The sequence below is a fragment of the Hyalangium gracile genome (assembly GCF_020103725.1).
Taxonomy (GTDB): Bacteria; Myxococcota; Myxococcia; order Myxococcales; family Myxococcaceae; genus Hyalangium; species Hyalangium gracile.
This window is the reverse complement of record NZ_JAHXBG010000030.1, coordinates 17904-42569: the sequence shown is the minus strand read 5'-3', so window position 1 is coordinate 42569 and position 24666 is coordinate 17904. Positions and strand designations below refer to the sequence as shown.

General features: G+C 69.7%; 17 protein-coding genes. 10 read left to right on the top strand and 7 right to left on the bottom strand.

Translation table 11 applies throughout. The annotated features are described in order from the left end of the window. Positions 1-652: 652 nt before the first annotated feature. The gene (locus KY572_RS39565) at positions 653-2629 is read right to left on the bottom strand and encodes an ABC-F family ATP-binding cassette domain-containing protein (protein WP_224248915.1); all 1977 of its coding nucleotides are present in this window, start codon (positions 2627-2629) and stop codon (positions 653-655) included. 189 nt (positions 2630-2818) lie between these two features. Between KY572_RS39565 and KY572_RS39560 the strand changes: the two genes are divergently transcribed. The 5 genes from KY572_RS39560 to KY572_RS39540 all read left to right on the top strand — a co-directional run bounded on the left by KY572_RS39560 (position 2819) and on the right by KY572_RS39540 (position 8260). After that, a complete protein-coding gene (locus tag KY572_RS39560; RefSeq protein WP_224248914.1) occupies positions 2819-4474 on the top strand; it encodes a serine/threonine protein kinase in 1656 nt (551 codons plus the stop codon). Between the two features lie 168 nt (positions 4475-4642). After that, on the top strand, positions 4643-5710 hold the full coding sequence (locus KY572_RS39555; RefSeq protein ID WP_224248913.1) for a putative zinc-binding metallopeptidase: 1068 nt from the start codon (positions 4643-4645) through the stop codon (positions 5708-5710). 54 nt (positions 5711-5764) lie between these two features. Beyond that, on the top strand, positions 5765-6844 hold the full coding sequence (locus KY572_RS39550; RefSeq protein ID WP_224248912.1) for a D-alanine--D-alanine ligase family protein: 1080 nt from the start codon (positions 5765-5767) through the stop codon (positions 6842-6844). Positions 6845-6965: 121 nt separating this feature from the next. After that, on the top strand, positions 6966-7457 hold the full coding sequence (locus KY572_RS39545) for a GAF domain-containing protein (RefSeq protein ID WP_224248911.1): 492 nt from the start codon (positions 6966-6968) through the stop codon (positions 7455-7457). A 236-nt stretch (positions 7458-7693) separates the two neighbouring features. Then, positions 7694-8260 carry a TMEM165/GDT1 family protein gene (locus tag KY572_RS39540; protein WP_224248910.1) on the top strand — a complete coding sequence of 189 codons (567 nt, stop codon included), beginning with the start codon at positions 7694-7696 and terminating at the stop codon, positions 8258-8260. A 1-nt stretch (position 8261) separates the two neighbouring features. Here the strand turns inward: KY572_RS39540 and KY572_RS39535 are convergent, their stop codons facing one another. After that, positions 8262-9167 carry a pseudouridine-5'-phosphate glycosidase gene (locus tag KY572_RS39535; protein ID WP_224248988.1) on the bottom strand — a complete coding sequence of 302 codons (906 nt, stop codon included), beginning with the start codon at positions 9165-9167 and terminating at the stop codon, positions 8262-8264. Between the two features lie 103 nt (positions 9168-9270). Here KY572_RS39535 and KY572_RS39530 point away from each other — a divergent pair, with 103 nt between their 5' ends. Genes KY572_RS39530 through KY572_RS39520 form a run of 3 tightly spaced genes read left to right on the top strand, consistent with a single transcriptional unit; the run spans position 9271 to position 14416 of the window. Further along, entirely contained in the window at positions 9271-10146 is an 876-nt protein-coding gene (locus tag KY572_RS39530; protein ID WP_224248909.1) for a DMT family transporter, read from the top strand. Between the two features lie 34 nt (positions 10147-10180). Continuing rightward, positions 10181-11629 carry a hypothetical protein gene (locus tag KY572_RS39525; protein ID WP_224248908.1) on the top strand — a complete coding sequence of 483 codons (1449 nt, stop codon included), beginning with the start codon at positions 10181-10183 and terminating at the stop codon, positions 11627-11629. Positions 11630-11638: 9 nt separating this feature from the next. Next, positions 11639-14416 carry a PKD domain-containing protein gene (locus tag KY572_RS39520; protein WP_224248907.1) on the top strand — a complete coding sequence of 926 codons (2778 nt, stop codon included), beginning with the start codon at positions 11639-11641 and terminating at the stop codon, positions 14414-14416. 66 nt (positions 14417-14482) lie between these two features. On the opposite strand, the gene KY572_RS39515 is transcribed toward KY572_RS39520, so the two are convergent. The 5 genes from KY572_RS39515 to KY572_RS39495 all read right to left on the bottom strand — a co-directional run bounded on the left by KY572_RS39515 (position 14483) and on the right by KY572_RS39495 (position 22175). Next, on the bottom strand, positions 14483-17356 hold the full coding sequence (locus tag KY572_RS39515) for a hypothetical protein (protein WP_224248906.1): 2874 nt from the start codon (positions 17354-17356) through the stop codon (positions 14483-14485). A 124-nt stretch (positions 17357-17480) separates the two neighbouring features. Next, entirely contained in the window at positions 17481-18557 is a 1077-nt protein-coding gene (locus KY572_RS39510) for a winged helix DNA-binding domain-containing protein (protein ID WP_224248905.1), read from the bottom strand. Between the two features lie 9 nt (positions 18558-18566). Beyond that, positions 18567-20267: a sigma-54-dependent Fis family transcriptional regulator gene (locus KY572_RS39505; RefSeq protein WP_224248904.1), complete on the bottom strand. Its 1701-nt coding sequence runs from the start codon at positions 20265-20267 to the stop codon at positions 18567-18569. A gap of 118 nt (positions 20268-20385) precedes the next feature. Continuing rightward, positions 20386-21564, bottom strand: a complete 1179-nt coding sequence (locus tag KY572_RS39500; protein ID WP_224248903.1) for a DUF2314 domain-containing protein — start codon at positions 21562-21564, stop codon at positions 20386-20388. Beyond that, positions 21561-22175 (bottom strand): deoxynucleoside kinase, encoded by a 615-nt coding sequence (locus tag KY572_RS39495; RefSeq protein WP_224248902.1) that lies wholly within the window; start codon positions 22173-22175, stop codon positions 21561-21563. The genes KY572_RS39500 and KY572_RS39495 overlap by 4 nt, the downstream gene beginning before the upstream one ends. A gap of 322 nt (positions 22176-22497) precedes the next feature. Here KY572_RS39495 and KY572_RS39490 point away from each other — a divergent pair, with 322 nt between their 5' ends. Together KY572_RS39490 and KY572_RS39485 are read left to right on the top strand one after the other, a co-directional pair. Beyond that, entirely contained in the window at positions 22498-23247 is a 750-nt protein-coding gene (locus KY572_RS39490) for a lysophospholipid acyltransferase family protein (RefSeq protein WP_224248901.1), read from the top strand. A 65-nt stretch (positions 23248-23312) separates the two neighbouring features. Further along, on the top strand, positions 23313-24641 hold the full coding sequence (locus KY572_RS39485; protein WP_224248987.1) for a tetratricopeptide repeat protein: 1329 nt from the start codon (positions 23313-23315) through the stop codon (positions 24639-24641). The last annotated feature ends 25 nt before the right edge of the window (positions 24642-24666 follow it).

Below are 24666 nucleotides of genomic sequence, written 5' to 3'. Positions count from 1 at the left end.
CTTGTGAATCACGGGCCAACCCGCCGCTGGGAGCCGTCGCATACCCTACGACCACCCATGCCCCTGTCGGAGCTCTCGCGGCAGGAAACCTCATCAGGTCCGTGCTGCTCGCGAAGAGTCCGCAGGTGTGGTTGTGGGCATAGCCAAACACGGGCAGGTCTCGTCCAAAGTCCGCATCTTCGACACCGCCGAAAGGAGGTCTGCACGCGCTCGCCGCATCCACCAGATTCCGGATGGGCCACGTCACACGCCAGTCCCGCGGTGTCCGATAGGTTGCAATGCAGTACTCGGCCGCGTCGGGACGTGGCTGCCCCCACGCATCGCAGGAATCCGCTGCCCCAGGTAGCGCCATCAACGCCTTGAGAGCCGACAGCACCAAGGCATCGGGGACAGAGGACCCGTCCGAGATCACCGCAGGCACTGCTGGCCAGGGTCCAGGGCCCACAGCCCACTTTCCCTCCAGCTTGGGCACCTCACTGTGCACGTAGTAGAGCCTGGCGCCAGTGCATGACAGGGAAAGCAAGAGCACGGGAGCCATGAGCTGCAAGGCAGGGCGGATCCTGGCTCCACGCAAGTTGATAGACCCTCCCTTCAGGCGTTGAAGCCCCAGCACTCACTCTACGAGGAGCTTCAGGGAGCCGTCTCAACCGTGTCAAGGCGACGCCAGGGACGCCGAGGCTGCCGCCAGCTTCTCCTGCGCGGCTTCCCACTCCATGTACAGCGACTCCAGCTCCTCCTTGCCGGCCCGGTGCGTGTCCATCAGCGGCTTGGCTCGCGCGAAGTCGTTGTAGAGCGCCGGATCCGCCAGCTGCGCCTCGCGCTCCTTCTGCTCGGCCTCCAGTTTGGCGATGCGCTCCTCGATGCGGGCGATCTCCTTCTTGATCGGCCCCTCCACCACGCTGCGGCGCTGACGGGCCTCGGCCTCCAGCCGCTTGCGCTCCTTCTCCGTCATCGGGCCGGTGGAAGCCTTGTCGCTGGCCTTGGCCTGCTCCCCCGCCGCGGCCGCCTCCGCCGCCTGCCGCAGTTGCTCCTGGTGGTACAGGTACTCATCCAGGTTGCCCGGGTGCGGCACCACCTTGCCGTCCACCACGTCCCATACCTGGTTGGCCAGCCGGTTCACGAACGCCCGGTTGTGCGACACGAACAACAGCGTCCCGCCGTACTGCGCCAGCGCCTCGATCAACATCTCCGTCGAGTCCAGATCCAGGTGGTTGGTGGGCTCGTCCATCAGCAGGAAGTTGGAGGGCCGCAGCAGCAGCTTCGCCAGCGCCACGCGCGCCCGCTCACCTCCGGACAGCACGCCGATGGGCTTGTCCACGTCATCGCCCGAGAACAGGAACGCCCCCAGCACCCCGCGCACGTAGCTCTGCGGCTTGTCCGCCGCCAGCGGCTGCACCTCCTCGAGGATGGTGTTGCGCTTGTCCAGCGTGTCCGCGTGGTGCTGCGCGTAGTACCCCATCACCACGTTGTGCCCCAGCTTCACCTCGCCGCCGTCCGGCGTCAGCTCGCCCGCCAGGATCTTCAGCAGCGTCGTCTTGCCCGCGCCGTTCGCGCCCACCACCGCGATGCGCTGGCCCCGCTCCACCCGCGCGTCCAGCCCCGAGTACACCACGTGGTTGCCGTACGCCTTGCGGATCCCCGCCATCATCGCCACGTCCCGCCCCGAGCGCTCCACCTCCGGGAAGCGGAAGTGCACCGTGTCCCGCTCCTCCAGCAGGTGCACCTCCTCCAGCTTCTCCAGCATCTTCGCGCGGCTCTGCGCCTGCCGGGCCTTGGTCGCCTTCGCGCCGAACCTGTCGATGAAGGCCTGCAGCTCCGCGCGCCGGGCCTCCACCTTCGCGGCCCGGGCCTTCAGCTGCTCCATCTCGTCGGCCCGCTGGCGCTTGTACGCGTCGTAGTTGCCCACGTACGAGCGCAGCCCCTCGATCTCCAGCGCCAGCACCCGCCCCACCTGCCGATTCAGGAAGTCCCGATCGTGAGAGATGAGGATCAGCGCCTTGTTCGAGCGCTTCAGGAACCCGTCGAACCACGTGAGCGTGGGCACATCCAGGTGGTTGGTGGGCTCGTCGAGCAGCAGCAGATCCGGATCCTGCAGCAGCAGGCCCGCCAGCGCCGCGCGCATCCGCCACCCGCCCGACAGCGCCCCCGTGGGCTTGGCCAGATCCGCCTCCCGGAAGCCCAGGCCCTTGAGGATGCGCTCCGCGTGGTGCCGGCCGTAGTGGTCCTCGAAGTGGTCCAGCTCCGTGTGCAGGTCCGCCAGCTCCTGGGAGAGCTCCAACTGGGTCTCCTCGTCCGGGGCCTCGGCGAGCGCCGCCTCGGTGCTCTTCAGGCGCGCCTCCAGCGAGTCGCGGCCCGGCACCGTGCTCATCACCGCCTCCACCACCGTGCCCGAGGGCAGGCCGGCGAGCTCCTGGGGCAGGTAGCCTACCCGGGCGCCTCGGGCGAAGGAGACCGTCCCCGAGTCCGCGTGCTGCACCCCGGCGACGATCTTCATCAACGAGCTCTTGCCCGTCCCGTTGGCACCCACCAGCCCCACCCGGTCGCGCGGACCGAGGGTGAAGCTGGCGTCGTCGAAGAGGACCTTCTTGCCGTAGGCGAGGCAGACATCCTGGGCGATGAGGAGGCTCATGGCGGCTGGGGGATGTAACAGCCCGGAGCCCCTTCGGGAACGGCCTGTTTGCCTGCTCGCTCCCTCTGCTCGCCAAGCATCCCCGTTGGGCCCCGCGCGCGGGTTGCCTATACTCCGGCCCCAATGGCTTCCCCCTGTCCCCACTGCGGCAGCACCGAAGGACCCGATCACCTGTGCGGAGGGGCCAGCATGGCGCTCCTGGGGCAGGTCCTCGATGGCCGCTACAAGATCGAGAGCGTGCTCGGCCAGGGAGGCATGGGCATGGTCTTCCGGGCCACCCAGACCTCCGTCCAGCGCCCGGTGGCCGTCAAGACGCTCAACCCGGCCCTGGCCGCCGCGCCCACCTTCTTCGAGCGCTTCCGCCGCGAGGCCGAGGTCGCCAGCCGCCTGCGCCACCCGAACGTCATCACCATCTACGACTTCGGCCGCGCCCCGGACAACACCTGCTACTACGTGATGGAGCTCCTCGAGGGCGAGAGCCTCAAGGAGATCGTCAAGCGCGAGGGGCCCATGTCCCTGCGCCGCGCCGTCAACCTGCTGGAGCAGTCGGCCCGCGGCCTGGCCCACGCGCACGAGCAGCAGGCCGTCCACCGCGACCTCAAGCCGCACAACATCATGGTGCAGCAGCTCGACGGGAAGGACTTCGTCAAGGTGCTGGACTTCGGCCTGGTGAAGGCCCTGGAGCAGGAGGAGGAGGATCAGCTCACCTCCACCGGCCAGGTGCTCGGCACGCCCCAGTACATGCCGCCCGAGCAGGCCGGCGGCGAGCTGGTGGATCAGCGCTCCGATCTCTACTCGCTCACGGGCGTCTTCTTCTTCTGCCTCACGGGCACCTCGCCCTTCGGCGCCAACACCGTGCGCAAGGCGCTCACCGCCGCGCTCACCCAGACGGTGCCGCCGGTGAACAGCAAGCGCCAGGGCGCGCCCGTCCCCTCCGCCATCGACGCCTTCATGCAGAAGGGCCTCGCCCGCGAGAAGGAGGACCGCTTCCAGTCCGCCGAGGAGTTCATCGAGGCGATGCTCGACGCCGTGGCGGACCTGACGCCCGAGCAGCTCGACGCACGGCCCTCGGGTGGCGCCCCCGGACGAGAGGCCGGCGGCAGCGGCAGCAGGCCCAGCGTCTCCGGAGCCCGCAAGGCCGGCAGCGCCAGCAACGCCCGCCCCTCCAGGCCCTCCGCCGCGTCTCCTCGGGGCACGGCCTCCAACGTCGTCGTCGCCCGGGGCGCCGCGGGCAGCTCTCCCTCCGCCAGCCGGCCCCGCCCCCCGGCCAGCGGGACGCCGCAGCGCGCCCCCGTGGCCGCGCCCCCGCCCCCGGCCCCGCCCCCTGCGCCCCAGGGCATGTCCGCGGGCAAGAAGGCGGCGCTCATCGGCCTCCCCGTGCTCCTGCTCGCCGCGGGCGCCGGCGTGGTGGCCATCCGGCGCGTCAGCACTCCGCCTCCGGCCCCGCCGCCCAAGGTCGTCGAGGCCACCCGCACCGAGACGCCGAAGCCGCCCCCGGTGAAGCCTCCGCCGCCCGAGGAGACGAAGCCGCCCGAGCCCGCCATCAACCCGATGGTCACCGTGAAGTGCACCTCCATGCCCGCGGGCGCCGCCATCTTCAATGAAGAGGGCGTCCAGATCGGCGCCACGCCCATGGACCTGAGGCTCGCCCGCGACAAGAAACACAAGCTCACCTTCCGCCTCTCGGGCTACCACGAGGTGGATCGCCCGCTGGACTTCAGCGCCGTCGCCAGCGACTCCATGCCGGTGGAGGTCACGCTGACGGCCATCGCGCGCACGCCTCCTCCCACCAAGAAGCCCCCCAAGCAGACGGGCGGCGGCTCGGACATCTCCGTCTTCGAGTAGTCAGCGGGCGCACACTGACACACTCGCCAGAATGGCCTCCCGGCGCCCCTTCGAGGGGTCGTTTGAGGCCATATTACTCAGTCATTTCAAGCATTTGCATGCAGTAGGAAGCGAGCCAATTTACCCCGAAGGCCTCATCGCTACACTCCGAGGCCCTCCGGGGACCCGATGCTCTCTTCCTCCCAGATCACCTTCCGCGAAAAGACGCTGGCCGACCCGCACGAGGCGGCCGACTCACCACGCCGGCCCGAGCGCGAGGCGCTGCTCCAGGCGCGAATCAAGGACCTCAAGCTCCACCTCAAGGGCACGGCCCTGGAGCGCTACATCCACCAGCTCTACGCCGAGCTGGAGGCCAAGGGCATCTCCTTCCGGCCCGAGTGCTACCTGTCGGATCAGTGGGGCTGCCCGTCCGGAGTGCCGGTGATCGGGCTGCCGTTCTACCTGGCGGACCCTCGGCTGCACTCCATCGAGGCGGAGCTGGGCGGCGAGGCGGAGACGGAGCGCGAGATCCTCATGTACCTGCGCCACGAGGCCGGGCACGCGTTCAACTACGCCTACAAGCTCTACGACACGGACGAGTGGCGGAAGATCTTCGGGGACTACTCCAAGCCCTACCAGGAGAACTACAAGCCGCAGCCGTTCAGCCGCAAGTACGTGGTGCACATCAGCGGCTGGTACGCGCAGAAGCACCCGGACGAGGACTTCGCCGAGACGTTCGCCGTGTGGCTCACCCCGGGGCTGGACTGGGCCAGGCGGTACACGGGCTGGGGCGCGCTCAAGAAGCTCCAGTACGTGGACGAGGTGATGAAGCGCCTGGGCCGCGCGCCGCAGCTGGTGCAGCTGGCCGAGCGGGACCTCGACGTGGAGGACATGGAGGAGACGGTCCTCGATCACTACCGCCAGCGCCAGCTCGAGGAGCGCGTGGAGCTGTCCTTGCGCGAGCACCTGGACCAGGATCTGCTCGGGCTGTTCGAGCCGCCGGACACCGCGCCGGCCAGCGCGGAGACGCTCATTCGCGCCGAGCGCCAGTCCCTCATCCAGTCCGTCACCCAGTACAGCGGCGTGGGCCGCCCGGTGGTGGTGGCGCTGGTGGACCACCTGCTCGAGCGCGCCGTGGCGCTGCGGCTGGCCATCCACCTGGACAAGACGCGCGAGTACCTCACCAAGCTCACCTCACTGGTGACGGCGCTGGCGATGAACTACCTCTATACGGACCGCTTCTTCGAAGTGGACTGAGGCCGGCGGGCAAAAAGTGCGGGAGCGCCCCAGTGCCTGGATGCACATGGCGGCATGACGCCTTACACTTTTGTCATGCCGGTACCTCCCCTGAAGATCGCCATCCTTCACTATCAGCCGGACGGAGAGCCGGTGGATGCCGTCGTCACTCAGGTGGGCGAGTCCCTGCGACAGCTGGGGCATGAAGTCTCCACCGTGGCGGTGAGTGATCGCGTCTTCGACATCCTCCAGGAGATCGAGCGCTCGAAGTGCGACCTGGTGTTCAACCTCTGCGAGACGTTCGCCGAGGACTACCGGATGGAGGTGAACGTCGCGGCGCTGATGGAGATGGCGCGGGTGAAGTTCACCGGCTCGGGGACGGCGGGGCTGCTGCTGGCGCAGGACAAGATCCTCACCAAGCAGCTGCTGGAGTACCACGAGATCCCCACCGCGGACTTCGCCACCTTCGATGGCGTCACCGTGGAGACCAATGGCGATCTGGAGTTCCCGCTCATCGTGAAGCCCTCGCGCAGCGACGCCTCGATCGGCATCGGGAAGAAGTCGCTGGTGAAGACGTGGGAGGAGCTGACGCGGCGGGTGCAGGAGATCCGCAAGGAGCTGCAGGACGAGGCGCTCGCCGAGGAGTTCATCGAGGGGCGCGAGGTGTACGTGGGCGTCATCGGCCCCAAGGAGATGCCGGAGATCCTCCCCGTGGTGGAGCTGGACTTCGGCAACTGGGACAAGAACAAGCCGACCATCTCGGACCGGGAGGTGAAGTTCGGCCCGGAGACGGAGGGCTCGCCCAAGCTCGTCATCGCCCGGAACCTCTCGCCGGAGCTGCGCCAGCGCATCGAGCGCGCCGCCCTGCTCGCCTACCGGGGCCTCAAGCTGCAGGACTACGCCCGCATCGACCTGCGCATCTCGAACGAGGGCGATCCGTACGTCCTCGAGGTGAACCCCAACCCGTACCTCGAGGACAAGAGCGAGCTGGCGCTGGGGGCGCGGGAGAAGGGCCTGTCCTTCACGCAGCTGGTGGGGCGCATCCTGGAGTCCGCCGCGAAGCGCTACGGGTTGCTGGCCAAGGCGGAGAAGCCGGAGAAGGCCGCCCCGAAGGCCGAACCTGCGACGGCGCCTGCCGCGAACGCCGCCAGCTGAGGTTTTCCCGAACGTTTCCGTTGAAACCCGGGTGCCACCTGACGCATCTGGGTTTTCGGATAAAAGGGGCGCCCGAGCGGCGCTCCCGCGCCGATGACCTGCATCCCACGAGGACTCCACCATGGCCGAAGTCACCCTGGATCTGCGCGGCACGCCCAAGGCGGAGGCCTACGGCGAGCTGAAGCGGCACGTCGAGGCGGTGCTGGAGGGCATCGACGACGAGATCGCCGCCATGTCCACCATGAGCTGCCTGCTGCACCACGCCTTCGGGCACCTGTGGACGGGCTTCTACCGGGTGGTGCAGCCCGGGAAGCTGCTGCGGGTGGGCCCGTACCAGGGGACGCTGGGGTGCCTGGAGATCAAGTTCGGCAAGGGCGTGTGCGGCGCGGCGGCGGCCACCCGCGAGACGGTGGTGGTGCCGGACGTGCACGCGTTCCCGGGGCACATCACCTGTGACGGGCGCTCGCAGTCGGAGATCGTCGTCCCGGTGTTCGGGCCGACGCGGGAGCTCATCGCCGTGCTGGACATCGACTCGGAGCACAAGGCCACCTTCGACGAGGTGGACCGGCGGGAGCTCGAGGCGCTGATGGGCTGGTTCTCGCGCAAGCGCTAGCCGCGTTGCCTGTTGCAGCCCCGGCGCAGGACTGATAGTTGGCGTCTCCAGTAAGGGGAGTAGTTCACGTCGGATTCAATCGACGTCGGGGCGCTCGACACACTGGCTGGTGACAGCCCGGGCCCTCACCTCGCGGCGCGAGGCGAACGAGACCTTCGGACAGGGAAACCTGGCCGAGGCTCGTGCGTGCGCAGCAGGCTCCCACGACACCTCGGCCGCAGACTCGGAGTGTCGTGATGGAAGCGGTGGTGAGCTCTTTCCTCCTCGTGGCCGCCAGTGAGATGGGCGACAAGACGCAGCTGCTCGCGTTCTCGCTCGTCACGCGGTTCCGCAAGCCGTGGACGGTGATGGCGGGCATCCTCGTGGCCACGCTGGCCAACCATGCGCTGGCCTCCAGCGTGGGCAGCTGGGTGTCCGCGCACGTGCCCGCACGGGTGATGGCGGGCATCCTCGCCGTCACCTTCATCGGCTTCGGGCTGTGGACGCTCAAGCCGGACACGCACGAGGACGCGGAGAAGCCGCCGCGCTTCGGCGCCTTCCTCACCACCACCGTCCTCTTCTTCCTGGCGGAGATGGGAGACAAGACGCAGCTGGCCACGGTGGCGCTCGCGGCGCGCTACCTGAGCGTGCTGCAGGTGACGGTGGGGACCACCCTGGGGATGCTCTTCTCGGACGGGCTGGCGGTGTTCCTGGGCGACAGGCTCGCCGGACGGGTGCAGACGAAGGCGCTGCGGTGGGTGGCCGCCTCGCTCTTCTTCGTGTTCGGTGCGCTGTCGCTGTGGGCCGCGGTGCGCGGCCCGTAGCTCAGCCGCGCGCCAGGGCCACGGCCAGCTCGCCGGCGAACCGGGAGTTGTTCGTCAGCAGCGCCAGGTTCACCTTCAGGCTCTTGCCGCCGGTGCGCTTCGCCATGTCCGAGAGCAGGAACGGGGTGACGGCCTTGCCTCGGATGCCCTGGCGCTCGGCCTCGGCCAGCGCGGAGGCGATGTGCAGCTCCACGTCCGCCCGAGGCAGGGCCACGTCCTCGGGCGGAGGCAGCGCGAACACCATGCCCCCCTGCTCCAGCTCCAGCCGGGCCCGGACGATGCGAGCGGCCGTGGCGGCGTCCTCGACGCGGTGCTCCAGCGGCAGGCCCGAGCTTCGGCTGTAGAAGGACGGCAGCTCGCTGGTGCCCACGCCCAGCACGGGCACGCCGGCCGTCTCCAGGGCCTCCATCGTCTTGGGCAGATCCAGCACGGACTTGGCCCCGGCGCACACCACGGCCACGGGGTAGCGGGCCAGCGCGCCGATGTCCTGGGAGATGTCCCAGTGCTCGGCGACGCCCCGGTGGATGCCGCCCAGCCCCCCGGTGGCGAAGACGCGGATGCCCGCGGCGGAGGCCAGCTCGCAGGTGGCGCTCACGGTGGTGCCTCCCGAGGCCTTCAGCGCGATGGCCACGGGCAGGTCGCGAGAGCCGAGCTTCATCAGCTTCTCCTTGCCCTCGGCGAGCCGGCGCATGCCTGCCTCCTCGAGGCCGATCCACACCTCGCCATCCACCACGGCGATGGGAGCAGGCACGGCACCCGCTCGGCGAACGGCCTCTTCGCAGGCCCTGGCGGCGGCGAGGTTGTCCGGATACGGCAGGCCCTGGGCCACCACGCTCGTCTCGAGCGCCACCAGCGGCGCCTTCATATCCAGCGCGAACCTCACCTCGTCGGAGTAACGGAAGCTCATCATCGAGGGCATCTACGCCGAGGGAGCGCCGGGGGACAAGCGCCATGGCGTGGGAAGCGCCTCCGGTGTACAGGAGCCCGGCGCCGCCAGGCGTCCCTCCGCCGTGAGCACCTCCCCTCCTTCCAGCCCGCCGCCCTCCTCTCCGGCTCGCCGCTTCTCCCTGTCGGACGTGGCCATCGCCTCCGTGGTGGTCATCTGGGGGACGAACTACACGGTGGTGAAGGAGGCGCTGGACGCCATTCCGGCGCTGGCCTTCATGTCGCTGCGCTTCGGCCTCGCCGCGCTGGCCATGGGGGTGCTGCTGTGGCGGCTGGAGGGCTGGAAGCCGCTGCCCCGCGCCACGCTCTTGCGGCTCATGGCGCTGGGGCTCATGGGCAACACGCTGTACCAGCTCTTCTTCATGCTGGGCATCGACCGCACCACGGCGGCCAACAGCGGGCTGCTCACGGCGGTGTCGCCGGTGCTCACCACGTCCCTCGCGGCGGCCTTCGGGCTGGAGCGGCTCACCCGCAACGTCGTGCTCGGGCTGGTGCTCTCGGTGCCGGGGATGATCCTGGTGGTGGCGGCACGCGGGCCGGAGCTGAGCGCGGATACGCGCGTGGGGGATCTGCTCATCCTCGCCGGGTGCGTCTGCTGGGCCATCTACACGGTGGGCCTGCGCACCCTGGACCCGGGACTGTCGGCGCTGCGCGTCACCGCGATGACGATGATCTCCGGTGCCCCCGCCGTGGTCCTCGCGGGGTTGCCGGCCGTGCTGGAGCTCGAGCCCTCCCGCGTCGGACCTGGAGCGTGGGCGGCCCTGGCCTACTCGGCGCTGATCTCCCTGGTGCTCTCCTACGTCATCTGGAACCGCAGCGTGCAGCAGGTGGGCAGCAGCCGCACGGCCCTCTACAACACAGGCCTGCCAGTCGTGGCGGCGCTCACCTCCTGCGCGCTTGAGGGGAAGCCGCAATTGACGGCAGTCGCCTCCGCTCGATAAGCGGAGGCTGACTTCCCAAAGGGAGCCCCCTCACATGACCTCGCTTCTCTGGCAGGCCTGGCGCCTCGGCCTGTGTACCGCTCTCGTCCTCGTGGGCTGCGCCGAGCCCACCTCGGTGGTCCCTTCCCACCCGGCCATCCCCTCCTCAGGGAACCTGCCGCTGCCCACCGCGCGCAGCTTCAGCCTGGAGCGAGAGAACCAGGGCCCCTATCTGGAGCGCACGGTGGAGCGCTTCCGCGCCGTCTCCTCGCGGCCGGACGTGAAATCCGTGCTCTGGAGCGCCAGCGGCGGGATGCTGGAGACGCAGGGGATGGAGGCCACCTGGACGCTGCCTCGGGCCGGCACCGCCACCCTCACCCTCACCGCGGAGACGGACTCGGGCGAGCAGCTCACCGAGACCTTCCAGTACCGCGTCTCCGCCGAGGCCTCCAGCCAGTCCACCGAACCCCAGGCCGCCAACGTGGCGTTCGCCCCCGTGGCCGTGGATACCTCCGACGACGAGACGGGCGATGTCTGTGACCTGGCCTTCGATGCGGCGGGGATCGGGCACCTCATCTACCACAACGAGACCCACCCCTCGCTCTGGTACGGCACCTGGAACGGCTCCGCGTGGACGACCCAGATGGTGGATGGCATGGGCTTCAACACGGGCGGCATCGTGATGAACACCATGGCGATGGTCCTGGACACCGCGGGCAAGCCCCACATCGCCTACAGGATGAGCGGCAAGGGCGTGTGGTACGCCACGCTCTCGGGCAACACGTGGATCCGTGAGCGGGTCGACACCCCTTCGCTCCCGCCCCACTCCAACTACCGCGTCTCCATCGCCCTGGATCCGTCCCAGGGCAACCGCCCCACGATCGCCTATAGCTGGCGTGGCTATCTCAGCAGCGCGGGGACCACCACCACCCGGACCGTCATGGCCTACCGGACAGGCGCGAACGCCTGGACCGCCACCATGCTCGAGTTCCCGCACAACTACGCCTATGAGGAGCAGAACGTCCGAGGGGAGATGGTCTTCGAGCCCAACGGGACGCTCTACATTCCCTTCGGGTACGCCGCGATCGGCACCTGGAAGGCAAACGCGGCCCCTGCCAGCTACGTGTTCTTCAGCGGCACTCTGTACGAGAGCGACCAGGAGGCCCTGGTGAGGACGGGGACGGGACGCCTGCTGCTCCGAGCGGGGAGCACCCTGTTGGACATCACTGTCGGAACGACGACGCCCGTGGCCTCCTTCATCGTCTCGGATATCGAAGGAGTCCAGGCGCCCGTGGGTGACCTGGTCTTCGCCGGGGGCAAGCCCCAGGAAATCCATCTCCATGGGAGCTCCCTGGAGCTGGTCGCCCCCAACGCCAACAACTACTGGACCTATACGGACGTCGGTACGGCGACCACCAACAGGCGCGTCGCCCTGGCGCAGCGGCCCACGACGGGCGCGCTCCACTACTGCTTCCAGTCCGGCTCGAAGGTGATGTTCCAGTAGAGCCGAGCCATGTCCACACGCATCCTTCTGGTGCTCGCGCTCGTGGCGCTGGCGGGCTGTGGGGGCGACAAGCCTCAGCCGCCTCCACCGCCACCGCCACCGCCTGAGAACACCGCGCCTACCGCCCGCATCCTCTCGCCCGAGAATGGCGCCACGCTGCGGGGAGCCGGGCCACATGAGCTGGCAGGTCTGGCCACCGATCCGGAAGACGGCCCTCTGAGCGGCACCGCCCTGCGCTGGTCCTCGAGCCTCGATGGCGAGCTGGGCACCGGCACTCCCCTGAGCGCCCGGCTCTCCGCCGGCGAGCACCGCCTCAGCCTGGATGTCACCGACTCCGGCGGTAAGCAGGCGCGTGCGCAGCTCTCCGTCACCGTCATCATCGAGAATCAGCCTCCGGTGGCCACCATCGAGTCGCCCACCTCGGGCGCCACCTTCGAGGAGGGCTCGCCCATTCCGCTGCGCGGCAAGGCCCTGGATCCAGAGACGGGAGCGCTGTCCGGCGCGGCGCTCACCTGGAGCTCCGACAAAGGCGGCGTCATCGGCACCGGCACCCAGCTGTCCTTCTCCGGCGCGACTCGCGGGGTTCACCGCCTGCTGTTGACCGCCGTGGATCCGTCAGGCCAGGTTGGCTACGCCAGCGTCACGGTGACGGTCGTCCCTCCCGGCACCAACCTGAAGCCGGTCGTCACCCTCACACAGCCCACCGAGGGCGCACGCTTCCTCACCACCCAGGCCGTCACCCTGCAAGGCAGCGCCACGGATGCCGAGGATGGCACGCTGGCCGACAGCGCTCTGAAGTGGACCTCCAGCAAGGATGGCGCCCTGGGCACGGGCCGCCAGGTGACCGGCGTGCTGCTCTCGGCCGGCTCTCACACCCTGACGCTCACCGCCACCGACTCGCTGGGCGCCTCTTCCAGCGCCTCCGTGCTCGTCACCGTCACCGTCCAGGGCCAGACGGCTCCCACCGTCTCCATCACCCGCCCCGCCAACGGCTTCACCCTCTTCGCTGGCACTCCCCTCACCCTGGAGGGCACCGCCACTGACGCCGAGGATGGCCCCCTGTCGGGCGCCTCGCTGCGCTGGTCCTCCAGCCTCGCGGGCTCCCTCGGGACAGGCAGCCCGCTCACCGTGCCGGGGCTCTCGCCTGGCTCCCATGAGCTCGTCCTCACCGCCAGGGACTCCACGGGCAACGAGAGCGCCGCTCGCATCACCGTCGAGGTCCTCCCCGCCAACAACCCTCCCTCCGTTCAGATCACCGCTCCGGCCAACGGCTCCCGCTTCACCGTAGGCACCGTGGTGGCTCTGCGCGGCTCCGCACAGGATCCCGAGGACGGCGTGCTCACCGGCAACCGCCTCTCCTGGCAGTCCAGCCTCGCCGGGCAGCTTGGCCAGGGCTCCTCACTGGACGTGGGCTCGCTGGGCGCGGGTACGCATCAGATCACCCTGACGGCCACCGACTCCGGCGGCCGGGTGGCCAGCTCCAGCATCCAGCTCGTCATGGAGCCAGCGCAGGTGAAGCTGCCTCCCGTGGCGCGGCTGACAGGGCCCGCTCAGGCGGAAGCCCTCCGCGTCGCCACCTTCGACGGCGCCACCTCCAGCGATCCGGATGGCACTGTCACCCGCTACCGCTTCGACTTCGGCGACTCGACACCGCCCGTGGACGGCACGGCTCCTCAGGCCCCGCACACCTATGCCTCCCCGGGCACGTACACCGTGACGCTGGAAGTCACGGACAACGACGGGCTGAAGGCCACCGCCACCCTCACCCTCACCGTGACTCCCTACGTCCGCGTCCCCGAGGTGGTGGCCGAGGGCCACGAGCGCTTCGGCTCGACGTGCCAGCTGGAGATGCGTGGAGCCGTGGCGCACCTGGCCTTCCGCGGACTGACACACCCCTCTCTGTGGTACGGCACGCGCACCGGCACCACCTGGGCCATGGAGCAGGTGGATGGCATGGGCTTCAACACCGGCGGCGTCGTCCTGGAGTCCCTGGCGATGACCGTCGCCGCCGATGGGACACCCCACCTGGCATACCTGCTGGGCGGCAAGGGGCTCTGGTACGCCACGCGCTCCGGGAACACCTGGATCCGCGAGCGCGTGGACTCCACCGCGACGCCTGTCGACTCGGACACCTGGGTCTCCATTGCTCTGGATCCCTCCAACGGCAACCGTCCCACCGTCGTCTATGGCTGGTACGGCTACGTGAACAGCATCGGAAATCTCTGGCGCACGGCCGTCGCCTACCGCACGGGCGCCGCTGCCTGGTCCTCCACGCTGGTCACCTTTCCCACCACCGCCAGCAGCCACCAGCAGCCCCTCGGGGATGCCGTCTTCAGCCCGAGCGGCACGCTCTACATCCCCTACAGCGACACCTTCCTGGGGGCCTGGAAGAGCACGGGCGCACCCGAGGCGCTGACGCTGCCTGGCAGCCTGGGCAGCGCGAGGATCTCCACCTCCTGGACGACCACGGGACCGCTGCTGCTCACACAGTACGGGCTGCAGCGGGTGACGCTCGGCACCCCGTTCAGCGCCAGCACGGTCAGCGTGTCCAACGTGGAGGGATTCTCCCTCACGGAGCTCGCCGTCGCCGCGGATGCCAGCGGCAGACCTCGCCTCGCCTTCACTCACGGAGGCCAGCTCGAGGTCGCTCGGCCAGGCTCGGACAACTACTGGTCTCGCACCGAGAACCTGAGCGCGGTGGACGCGGCGGAGATCGACGCCGCCGTCGACGCGCAGGATCAGACGCGGGTGTGCTTCTTCCGCGCCGGCAAGCTGCTCCTGTACTGAGCCGGGACGAGCACGGGAGCGCGATCCCCCGCGCTCCCAAGCCTCGTCACCCGAGCAAGCCGGCGCTCACGGCGTCTCGGGGCTCGACATGAGGATGCGCAGCATGGCCTCGGTGGTGGCGGGGTCCGTGCCGGTGGTGCCATTTCCGAAGATGCTGACGCCGCTGGCCTGCATCTCCTGGACAGCCTGCTCGGGGGAGATCTCCCCCGAGCGCAGCCGGGCCTGGAAGTTCGGGTCGAACCAGATGGTGGCGGCCTGCATCGCCGCGCCCTTGAGCAACTCCGACGCGATGTCCTGCGTCTCGAAGTCCACGCGCAGGAAGGTGGCGATCTGGCCCTTGAGGTTGGGCGTGAGCGAGTCCCACGGGATGGAGTTGGTGACGGTGCCGAGGATGAGGGCCCGCATCAGATCGTCTCGCGACTGGCCGCTCGCCCAGAGCTCCTCGAGCTTCGCCGGATCGCGGAGGATGTCCGCGGCCTGACCGCCCGCGGCCTCGAACAGGCCCTGGATGACGGGAGCCAGCCGCCCCAGGACGGGCCCGAGCGCATCCTTGGCGCGCGCGCCGAGCACGGGCGCCAGCGCTCCCACGCCGAAGTCCAGGATCGCCCCGCCGACGAGGTTGGGCAGGGTGAGCTCGCGCCCCTCCTGGTTGGCCTCGAGCTGCGCGAAGACCGAGCCGAGCGCGGCGTTGGCTGCGGCGGCGGCCACGGGCCCTCCGGCGGCCATGGCCAGCGCGGAGACGCCCGTCTTGCACGCGGTCTCGGCCAGCTGCCGCACACCGGTGATGTTGCCCAGGATCTGATCGCGCTGGGCGATCACGCTGTCCACGAAGGGCCCCAGGTTGTCGAAGTACGTGTCGTGCTGGATGCCGCCGAGCGTGAGCGCCTGGGCCACGAACGCGGGATCACTCGAGCCGCGGATCTGCTGGGCTAGCTCCCTCAGCCCCGCGACGCCGATGGCCGAGAAGTCATCCAGGTGGGCCTGCTGGATGGGGTTGCCGGCGATCACGTTGAAGAGGGTCGCCATGGCCTGGTCGCCGCCGGTGTACGCGGAGAGGTCCGTGTTGCCGGTGGCGGCGATGGAGGAGGCCAGGGCATCCAGGTAGTCGGCGGCCATGGCCGGAGTGATGGGGTTGGGGATGGAGCCCTGCAGGCTCTCCGCGGTCACCGGCTGGGGCAGGTTCGCGATGGCCGGGAACTGGCCGGCCAGGTCTCCGGGGACGGCCGGCAGCTCCGCCGCCCCGTTCACGTTCGCCGGATCCATGTTGCCCAGGGCCGTCTGGACCTCGGCCGCGGCGATGCTGCCCAGGTTGCCCTGGTAGGTGTTGAGCAGCTCGGGGTTGAAGTTCGGCCGCTGGAGGAAGAAGAGCAGATTGGCCTGGCGGGCCTCCACCGGCAGCTGCGGGTTGAAGAGCAGCGAGGCCCCATGGGTGTTCTGGAGGATGGCCTCCCAGTTCCGGGTGTCGGCCTGCTGGGCCGCGGTGTCCCCGGGGAACCGGATGGACGACAGGTACTGGGCCACGGGGCCGCGCACGGTGCTGCTGTTCTGGAGCGTCTCCGGCGGCAGCGCCATGAGGACCGTGGCCCCCAGACGGTCCGTCGTCTCCGAGCGAGGCAGCTCGGCCAGTCCGGACATCAGTCCGCCGACGGCCTGGGCCCAGACGTTGTCCTCGGTGCCCATGCTCGAGTTGGCGCTGAGGGTGGTGAGGGTCTGGGTGAGCGCGTCCACGCCCGCGGTGTCGATGAGCCGCTGGGCGGCGGGCCCGGAGCTCCCGGCGGCGGTGAGGGCCGCGGCCTGGGCCGACAGATCCCCGCCCGACAGCGCCCACAGCTGCCCGGCCACCTCGGACTGGAGCGCATCCGAGCCGCTGGCGGCGATGAGCTCGGCGAACTCCGAGTACTCCTCGTATCGCCCCAGGCCGTCGGGGCCCATCAACTGGCCCAGCATCTCGGGCGTCACCGCCCCCATCTCGAAGGCATGGCCCAGCGCCCGCGCCAGCTCCGGGTACGCCGCCGGGTTGGAGCCCGCCAGCGAGAAGGCCTGCGCATCACCGCTCGCGATGCTGCGCTCCACCATCTGCTGGACGAGGAAGGCCCTCTCCTCGGCGGTGAGCGGTCCCGGCTGCAGGGTCCCGGCGAAGACCTGCTCCATCATCGCGGGCTCATTGCCGATCTGCTCGGCCGCGAAGCGCAGCGCGTCCTGGCGCTCGGCGGTGACACCATCGGCCACCTGGCGGTAGGCGATGGAGGTGAGCCCCAGCTTCTGGATGACGGCGTCTCGCTGCGGGCCGGGCGGCTGGGCGAAGACCTGGCGCAGGTGCGACTGGGGGATGGAGACCGGCTGGTGGTAGTCGGTGTGGGCCGCCTCCCACTCCGCGCGGCTGGCGTACACCTTGCCGGGCTCGTTCGGGTCGGAGATGGAGCCATCCGGGCGCTGCACGACGGCGTGGCCCACGGGATCATCCGCGTCCCTGTAGAGGAGGATCTGATCGCCCGGGCGTGCGGACTCGTAGGCGCTCTCGAGGCAGTTCGAGCTGCCATCGTTGAGCACCTCGCTCGCCAGCGACGAGGCGGGGCTCTGGGCCGTGGGCGGCTTGGAGGGAGTGCTCTGAGCCACCGTGCCCGTGGCCCCCGCGCCGGTGCCAGCCTTGGGCAGCGTGGCGGCGAAGCCCTTGGAGGCCAGGGCCATCAGCTGCGCGGGGCTCATGCGGGGCGCGTTGGCCACCGAGACATCGCCTGCGACCGTCTCGGAGATGTTGGGGTTCTTCGACTTCTGCTGGGCGAAGAACTTGTCCATCAGCTCCTTGGGAGAAGGTGGCGGCGGCTTCGGCGGCGGGGGCACGCTGACAGGCTTCTGGGTCGCCTGCGTGGACGCCTGTTGGGTCCGAGTCGTGGAGGGAGGACGCGAGCCGCCAATGCCACTGGAGGAGGAGTTGCCCATGAAGCACCTCGAGACAGGAGAAGCACGAGAACCCCCTCATTCTGCTCGCGGCGCCAGTCCCGTTCCACTGAGGGTTTCCCGTCATCCTACCTGGGTCCACCGTAGCCTTCCTGCTCCCGCGAGCTCAGAAGGACAGCTCGACGGGTGCGCCCATGAAGCGGCCATAGGGCTCGGCCGCGGCTTCGACCGCGCGCTTCTGGGCCTTGCTCAGCGGAACGAACGAGCGGACCGTCACGACCAGCGCCTTCTTCTTGAGCGTCCGCTTCCAGGTGCCCAGCACCTGGCCGTCAATGACGACGATCGGGCTGAACATCCCGTTGGTGGGGAGCCACTTCTTCCGATGCTCCGGCGCGACCACGGCGCCGCGGTCCGTGTAGCCGAGCATGTACTCATCGAAGCCCGGCAACAGATAGGCGGTGGGAGAGGCGGCTCTCGGCGCTCGCAGGTCGCGGGCCAGCCAGTATTCCTGTCCGTCCACGGTCACCTGCTCGAGCCGCGAGGAGACCGAGTCCAGCGCGGCTCTCGCCTCGGCGGCTTTCAGCCCGGACCACCACAGGAAGTCCTGCAACGTGGCGGGGCCGTGGCTGGTGAAGTAGCGCATCGCCAGCTCCGCCAGGGACTCCTCGCGATCGAGCTTCCTGGACGCGGGCACCCACTCGTCCAGGAGCACGAAGGTCTGCTGCTTGCCGCGCGTGGGGCCGAAGCAGATCAGCCCCTCCTGAGCCGCCCTCCACAAGAAGTGATACCCGCGCTGGCTGTCCGTCGAGAGCCGGGCGCGCTCCAGCACGGCATACAGCTCGTCGCGCGTCAGGGCCTGGCCGCCCTGCAAGGCCTTGGTGAAGAGCTTCTGGCTGCGCGAGAACCTGGCGGCCGTCAGGCCGATCTGCCGGTGCCGCAGGGCGGCGCTCTCCATGTTGCGGGGAGCCAGGAGCGCCAGCATCCAGCGCAGATCCTCCGGAGCCACGATGTGGAGCGTGCCGCGCATCGGCCACGAGCGGACGATGGCCCCGTCGGCGATGGCCTGCTCGACGTCCGCATCGGTGGTGTCCGGCAGCCGCAGGCCGATGGACCACTTCGCCCCGGGATAGTCTTGCGCCTGGAGGGCCCCGAGCCAGGAGACGATCTGTCCCGGAGTCTTGAACCGCGTCCGGGCAATCTGCTGCTGCTGGAGCCGGTACTGAGCGATCTGCTGAAACTTCATGGTCCCCCCTCAGCTCCGCCGAGACCGCTCCACGCGGATGGCGTACTCCTCGATCTTCTTGTCGAGCGTGGGACGGCTGATGCCCAGGCGCTCCGCCGCGCGGATCTTCCGCCCTCCCGCGGCCTGGAGCGCTTCGATGATGGCATCCCGCTCCAGTCGCTCGACCATCTGCTGCAGGCTGCGCGGCTCCGAGTCCACCGAGCCCTCCTGGATCTCCGGAGGCAGGCGCAGCGTGTGCACCTCGCTGCCGGCGTACAGGCGCGCGAGCCGCTCGCTCACCAGCTTCAGCTCGCGGACGTTCTGCGGCCACGCATAGTCGGTCAGCAGGCGCCGGGCCCCAGGGCTCAGCACGGGCGGAGGCTTCCGAGCATCCCCCACTCCACGCCGGGCGAAGTGCTCGAAGAGCGTGAGCACATCGGCGCGGCGCTCGCGGAGCGGAGGCACCTCGATCTCCAGCCCGGACAGAGCCATCGCCAGGGCCATGTCCATCTCCCCCTTGGCGGCCAGGAGCTGGGCGGGGGCGCTCGCGGTGGCGATGAGGCGCAGGTCCACGGGCTCCTCGCCGCCCTGCCGCGCCGGAGCCACCTTGCGCGCGAGCATCCGCGTCAGCCGCTCGACGATGGCGCCCGACAGCGCCTCCACGTGCTGGAGCAGCAGCGAGCCTCCATCCGCGCGCAGGAGCGCGGAGGAGCGCGGGGGCTGGCCGGGAGTGCTGGGCCCACCGAAGAGGAGCTCCTCCACGGTCGGCTGCCGGCAGTCCACCGCCACCAGCGGCCCGAGCCCTCGCGGCGAGTGGGAGTGGACGAACCGGGCCAGCAGGCTCTTGCCCGCCCCGGGGTCCCCCGAGATGACCACGGGAGCGGCGCTGGCGGCGGCGCGGCGGGCCTGCTCCACCATGCGGCGGAACGGCCGGGACGTGCCGACCAGCTCCACCTGGGCCTGCTCCTCCACCGCGCGCGAGCGCATGGCGGTGTACGCCTCGCCGCCCATGCGCCCGAGCGCCGCCACGAGCTGGACCTCCAGGGCGCCGAAGCGGGGCTCGTTGCACCCCACGAACAACAGCCCGAAGGGCATGCCCCCCGAGGCCACCAGTGGAGCGCACAGCGCGGTGCCCGAGGAGGCCACCTCCTTCAGCTCCAAAGCCATGCTCGCCATGGCGCGAGGCACCTCCACGGAGGCCGCGCCGGACACGGCCGCGGTGAGCAACCCCTCCTGCCGGCCCAGCAGCGCCGCGGCGCGGTCCGCATTGAGCGCGTGCAGGGCCTCCTCCACCAGGCGCCGCAGCACCATGGCCTCGCTGGTGGCTCCCAGCAGGGCCACGCCCGCCGAGAAGAGGGCCGCCTGGGGGCCCACGTGAGGCAGCACCTCGGCGATGGGCACATGGCTGGCGTCGAGCGGCTCCGTCTGCGCCAGGGCCGCCTGGCTGAGCGGCTCGTAGATGACGGTGGTCTCCCCCACCTGGACGCGATCGCCGGGCAGCAGGCAGGCCTCGCCCTCCAGGCGCTGCCCGTTGACGAGCGTGCCGTTGCGGGACTCCAGATCGCGCAGCCACACCTGCCCCGCGCGCACGAAGATGCGAGCGTGCCGCCGGGACACCTTGTCGTCCTCGATCTGGATCTCGCAGGAGGGGCTGCGACCGATCGTGACTTCCGAGACCACCTCGTAGCGGCGGCCAGCGGAAGGACCGGTGAGCAGCAGCAGGGCTGGCATGGCGCGCGGAGCCTAGCGCCCCGCGTGCTCCGGGCAAGCGACCTCGAGTCGGATCTCGCGACGCGGGCGGACACCGCAACGCGCCAGCCCGGCGCGTCGTGCCGGCCGGCGGGCTGGGTTACATGGGCCGCTCGGCGATGAGCAGGGCGCGCATCTCCTCCTCGTCCAGGGTGCGCCCCTCGCGGCTGATGGCGAGCGCGTTGACGTGCTCCTCGTCCACCTCGACCTGGGCGCCCTTGCGCCACTCGGTGGTGTGGACGGCGCCATCCACCAGCTTGCCCACCACCGTGCCCTCCTCCCAGAGCATGACCTCCAGCCAGAGGTTCTCCTCGACGGCCTGGCCCTCGGGGTGGGTCTCGAAGGGAGCGCGCACCAGGAAGGTGAGCGGCTCCATGAGCCCCTTGCGCTGGAAGCGAGCCTTGAAGGCGGGCAGCAGGGCCTGGGACTCGACGCGCAGCGACTCGGTGCGCTCCTCGGGCTCGGGCACGAAGCGCTCGCGGTACGGGCGCAAGAGCTCGGCGGTGTTGTGCCGGCCCAGGGGGGACACCACGCTGAGGAACAGCGCCTCGTGGCCCTCGAAGGTCTCCAGCGGCACGCCCAGCAGGTTGATGCGAGCCTCCTCGGAGGGGACCATCATGAAGGACTGGCCCTCGCTGGTGTGCACCTCCTTGCGAGGCTCGGGGCCCTGGCCGAAGGCCATGTCGGTGCACAGCTCGTGGAGGAACATCTCCGCGGCCAGCAGGTCCTCCTCGCCCAGGTGGAAGATCTCCAGGTCCCGCGTGCCGAACTTCTCCATCCCGTGCGAGTGCACCCACAGGGGGGTGTCGCCCTCGATGGCGGCCACGGCGTGGAGGTTCACATGGTCGCGGATGTCGAAGTCCAGCTCGGTGATCTCCACCACGTCCGCCACGTCGTGCAGCTTGTACGAGGTGAGATCCAGCAGCACGCCCTGGGTGAGCTCCATCAGCGAGCGCGCGCACCACAGCGCCTCGAAGACGGGCACGGTGGGCTGGGGCCCGGAGCCCGGCTCCACGGAGATGTAGAAGAAGCCCTTGGCGCGCTGGAAGGCCTGCTGGGCCTCCTCGCTGCCGGTCAGCAGGCGCTGATCGGCGCCCTCGAAGGAGGGCCCCTGGGTGCTGAAGCGCACCTCCACGCGGGTCCCCTCGGCCTGGACGATGAACCCGGCCTCCCCCTCGCGCGGCGAGAAGCGCACGTCATCCGACTCGAACGTATGGCGCAGCTCGGCCAGGGACGGCGAGGAGGACGACTCGGTGGCCAGAGCGTAGACCTCCTTCACAGGTGCTTCTCGATCTGGCGGAAGAGATCCACGCGATCCACCAGGTTGGTCAGGTAATCCAGCTTGTCCGTCGGGAGAACGAGGACGGGCGACATCTTGTAGTTACTGAACCATTCCTCGTACAGGGCATTGAGGCGCTTGAGGTAGAGCGTGGGGATGTCCTTCTCCATGGCTCGGCCGCGCAGCCGGATGCGCTCCTTGAGGGTCTGCACCGGGCAGCGCAGGTAGATCATCAGGTCGGGCGGGGTCAGCACCTGGGAGATCGTCTCATAGAGCTCGCGGTACATCTGCCAGTCGCGCCGGTCGATGAAGCGCTGGCGGTGCAGGTTCTTGGCGAAGATCTCCGCGTCCTCATAGATGGTGCGATCCTGTAGGACGGTGCCGGCATGGCGCTCCATCTCGCGGTGGAGCCGGAACTTGTGGGTGAGGAAGAAGATCTGCGACCGGAACGCCCACTTCTTCATGTCCTTGTAGAAGTCGGCCAGATAGGGGTTCTGATCGTTCGGCTCGAAGTACGGAGTGAGCCCGTACTTGCGGCAGAGGAACGAAGTGAGCTCTGTCTTGCCGGCGCCGATGTTGCCTGCGACGGCGATGAACTTTTTCCTGGCCACGCCACCCCTGCTTGTAGCCTCACCGGGCGACGCATACCAGCACCAAAGGCGGGGGCGGTCCGTGGTAGAACCCGCCGCTCCATGCCCCCGTCCTGCTCCGCCCCCCGTACGCTCGGTGTGGCCTCTGGGGTAGTGCCCAGGGGCCCTGGCCGCCAGCAGATGCCCACTGCTCGCCCGGGAGCCCTCCGGGGCGCCAGGGAGGCCTGGCGGGCCAGGGACGCACAACGGGAACGCGCAAGCGCTCCGGGTATGGCAGGCTCTCACTCCAAGGCCTCAGATGGCACGTAAGCTCTTCTGCATGTTCGTTGCGGGAGCGTGGACGATGTTCTTGTTCCCGTTCACGTTCCTGACCCTCCTCATCCTCGGCGGCGACGCCACGGTCTGGATCTGCCGCCACCTCTGGTCGCCCGTGCTGCTGTGGGCGGGCGGCGCTCGCCTGGTGGTGCACGGCCAGGAGAACGTGGATCCCAGGCGCCCCACCATCTACGTGGGCAACCACCAGTCCACGCTCGACATCCCGGCGCACTTCGTCACGGTGCCGGTGCCCTTCCGGTACGTGGCCAAGAGCCAGCTGCGGTGGGTGCCGGGCATCGGCTGGTACCTGTGGATTGCCGGGCACATCTTCGTCAACCGCCGGAACCGGCAGGCGGCCATCCAGTCGCTGGAGATCGCGGGCAGGAAGATCCGCAACGGCACCAGCATCTTCCTCTACCCCGAGGGCACACGCTCTCCGGACGGGCGGATCCTGCCCTTCAAGAAGGGCCCGTTCGCGCTGGCGCTCGAGGCCCGCGTGCCCATCTGCCCGGTCACCATCGAGGGCACCGGGAAGATCATGCCGAAGAACTCCTGGGACATCGTCCCGGGCCCGGTGCACGTGAAAATCGGCAAGCCCATCGACACGACGGCGTTCGCGCCGGATGACCGCGAGGGGCTTGCCCGCGCCGTCCGCGCGGTGATCATCGCCGACAGCCTGGAGCTGGGCGGCAAGGGTGGAGATCTCGAGGACGCGATCGCCGCCGCCGGCCATGAAGGCTTCAGCCGCCCGTCCCCCGCCGCAGAGAAGATCTCCTGACCTTGAACGTGAAGCTGCCCACCCTTCGCCGCGCCTCCCTGCTCTACCCCCCCACCCTCGCCGCCATGCTCGGCTGGAGCCTGCTGACGGGCTGCAGCCACGGCTCCTCGATGGAGCGAGCGCTCAGCCCAAGAGAGCAGGCCCAGGTCTACCTGGAAGAGAACCAGCCGGCCCGGGCCCTGCCACTCCTGGAGGATCTGCACGCGAAGAGCCCGGACGATTTAAGCGTGGCGCGAGCCCTCACCGAGGCGCAGGTGAAGACGGGCCGCACGGACACCTGGATCGCGGAGCTCCAGCGCCGCAACACCCAGTCCGAGCGGGCGGTGAACCACTACATGCTGGGGCTGGCGTACTTCTCCCGAGCCTCGGACGCCGGAGCGCCGGCGGTGGCCGCCTTCGAGCGAGCCATCTCCATGGCCCCGAGCGAGGCCGAGTTCCACTACCGCCTGGGCATCGCCCGACTGGAGTCCGAGCAGTACGCGGAGGCGCTGGGCCCGCTGCGCCGAGCCACCGAGCTCGCACCGGAACGGGCGGCCATCCGGCTGCCGCTGGCAAAGGCGCTGCACCGCACGGGAGACAGCGTGGGCGCGGTGGCCGCGCTGGGGGCCGTGGTTCGGGCGTCGCCCAGTGCGTCGGAGGTGACGACGGCACGGGCGCTGATGAACCAGATCGCGGATCCCTTCGCGGGCTTCCCGAAGGCGGCCGAGGGCAAGCTCGAGGAGGGCATGCGGTTCCTGCAGGAGCTGGACGTGCCGCAGCAGGCCATCCTGGCCTTCGAGGAGATCCTGCACGACTACCCGGACCTGGCGGTGGTGCACGCGCTGCTGGGGCTGGCCTACCAGCGGCTGGATGACGCGGGCCGGGCGGTGGACGAGTTCAAGCAGGCCATCGAGCTGGCGCCGAGGGACGGAAAGAACCAGTTCTACCTGGGCGAGCTGTACCTCTCGCGCCAGAGGGCGGACGCGGCGCGGGAGGCCTTCTCGAAGGCGGTGGCGCTCAACCCGCTGCTGGACGAGGCCTGGGGGCGGCTGGGGGATCTGAGCCTGGATCGGCGGGATCTGCCGGCGGCGCGCGAGGCGTTCCGCATCCTGACTTCGCTGCAGCCGGAGGCGGCGGTTCCTCGAGGCAAGCTGTCGATGGTGTACCAGCTCGAGGGTGACTTCCCGGCGGCCGAGCGTGAGCTGAAGCGTGTGGTCGAAAAAGACCCGGAGAACATGGAGTTCGCCTTGAGGCTGGGGCTGCTCTACACGGAGCAGGCGTTGAGGACGCGGAAGGCGGAGGATCGGCGGGCGACGAGCGAGGAGGCGGAGAAGTGGCTCCTCAAGGTCCTGGAGGAGCAGCCGGACAACGCGCTGGCGTCGCGGGCGCTGCAACAGATCAAGGCACAGGAGTAGCCACCGGGCGGCCCTGGCCTCTACA

Coding starts and splice junctions, on each gene's coding strand:
- KY572_RS39565 (WP_224248915.1), bottom strand. CDS start 2,629: ATGAGCCTCCTCATCGCCCAGGATGTCTGCCTCGCCTACGGCAAGAAG.
- KY572_RS39560 (WP_224248914.1), top strand. CDS start 2,819: ATGGCGCTCCTGGGGCAGGTCCTCGATGGCCGCTACAAGATCGAGAGC.
- KY572_RS39555 (WP_224248913.1), top strand. CDS start 4,643: ATGCTCTCTTCCTCCCAGATCACCTTCCGCGAAAAGACGCTGGCCGAC.
- KY572_RS39550 (WP_224248912.1), top strand. CDS start 5,765: ATGACGCCTTACACTTTTGTCATGCCGGTACCTCCCCTGAAGATCGCC.
- KY572_RS39545 (WP_224248911.1), top strand. CDS start 6,966: ATGGCCGAAGTCACCCTGGATCTGCGCGGCACGCCCAAGGCGGAGGCC.
- KY572_RS39540 (WP_224248910.1), top strand. CDS start 7,694: ATGGAAGCGGTGGTGAGCTCTTTCCTCCTCGTGGCCGCCAGTGAGATG.
- KY572_RS39535 (WP_224248988.1), bottom strand. CDS start 9,167: ATGAGCTTCCGTTACTCCGACGAGGTGAGGTTCGCGCTGGATATGAAG.
- KY572_RS39525 (WP_224248908.1), top strand. CDS start 10,181: ATGACCTCGCTTCTCTGGCAGGCCTGGCGCCTCGGCCTGTGTACCGCT.
- KY572_RS39520 (WP_224248907.1), top strand. CDS start 11,639: ATGTCCACACGCATCCTTCTGGTGCTCGCGCTCGTGGCGCTGGCGGGC.
- KY572_RS39515 (WP_224248906.1), bottom strand. CDS start 17,356: ATGGGCAACTCCTCCTCCAGTGGCATTGGCGGCTCGCGTCCTCCCTCC.
- KY572_RS39510 (WP_224248905.1), bottom strand. CDS start 18,557: ATGAAGTTTCAGCAGATCGCTCAGTACCGGCTCCAGCAGCAGCAGATT.
- KY572_RS39505 (WP_224248904.1), bottom strand. CDS start 20,267: ATGCCAGCCCTGCTGCTGCTCACCGGTCCTTCCGCTGGCCGCCGCTAC.
- KY572_RS39490 (WP_224248901.1), top strand. CDS start 22,498: ATGTTCTTGTTCCCGTTCACGTTCCTGACCCTCCTCATCCTCGGCGGC.
- KY572_RS39485 (WP_224248987.1), top strand. CDS start 23,313: ATGCTCGGCTGGAGCCTGCTGACGGGCTGCAGCCACGGCTCCTCGATG.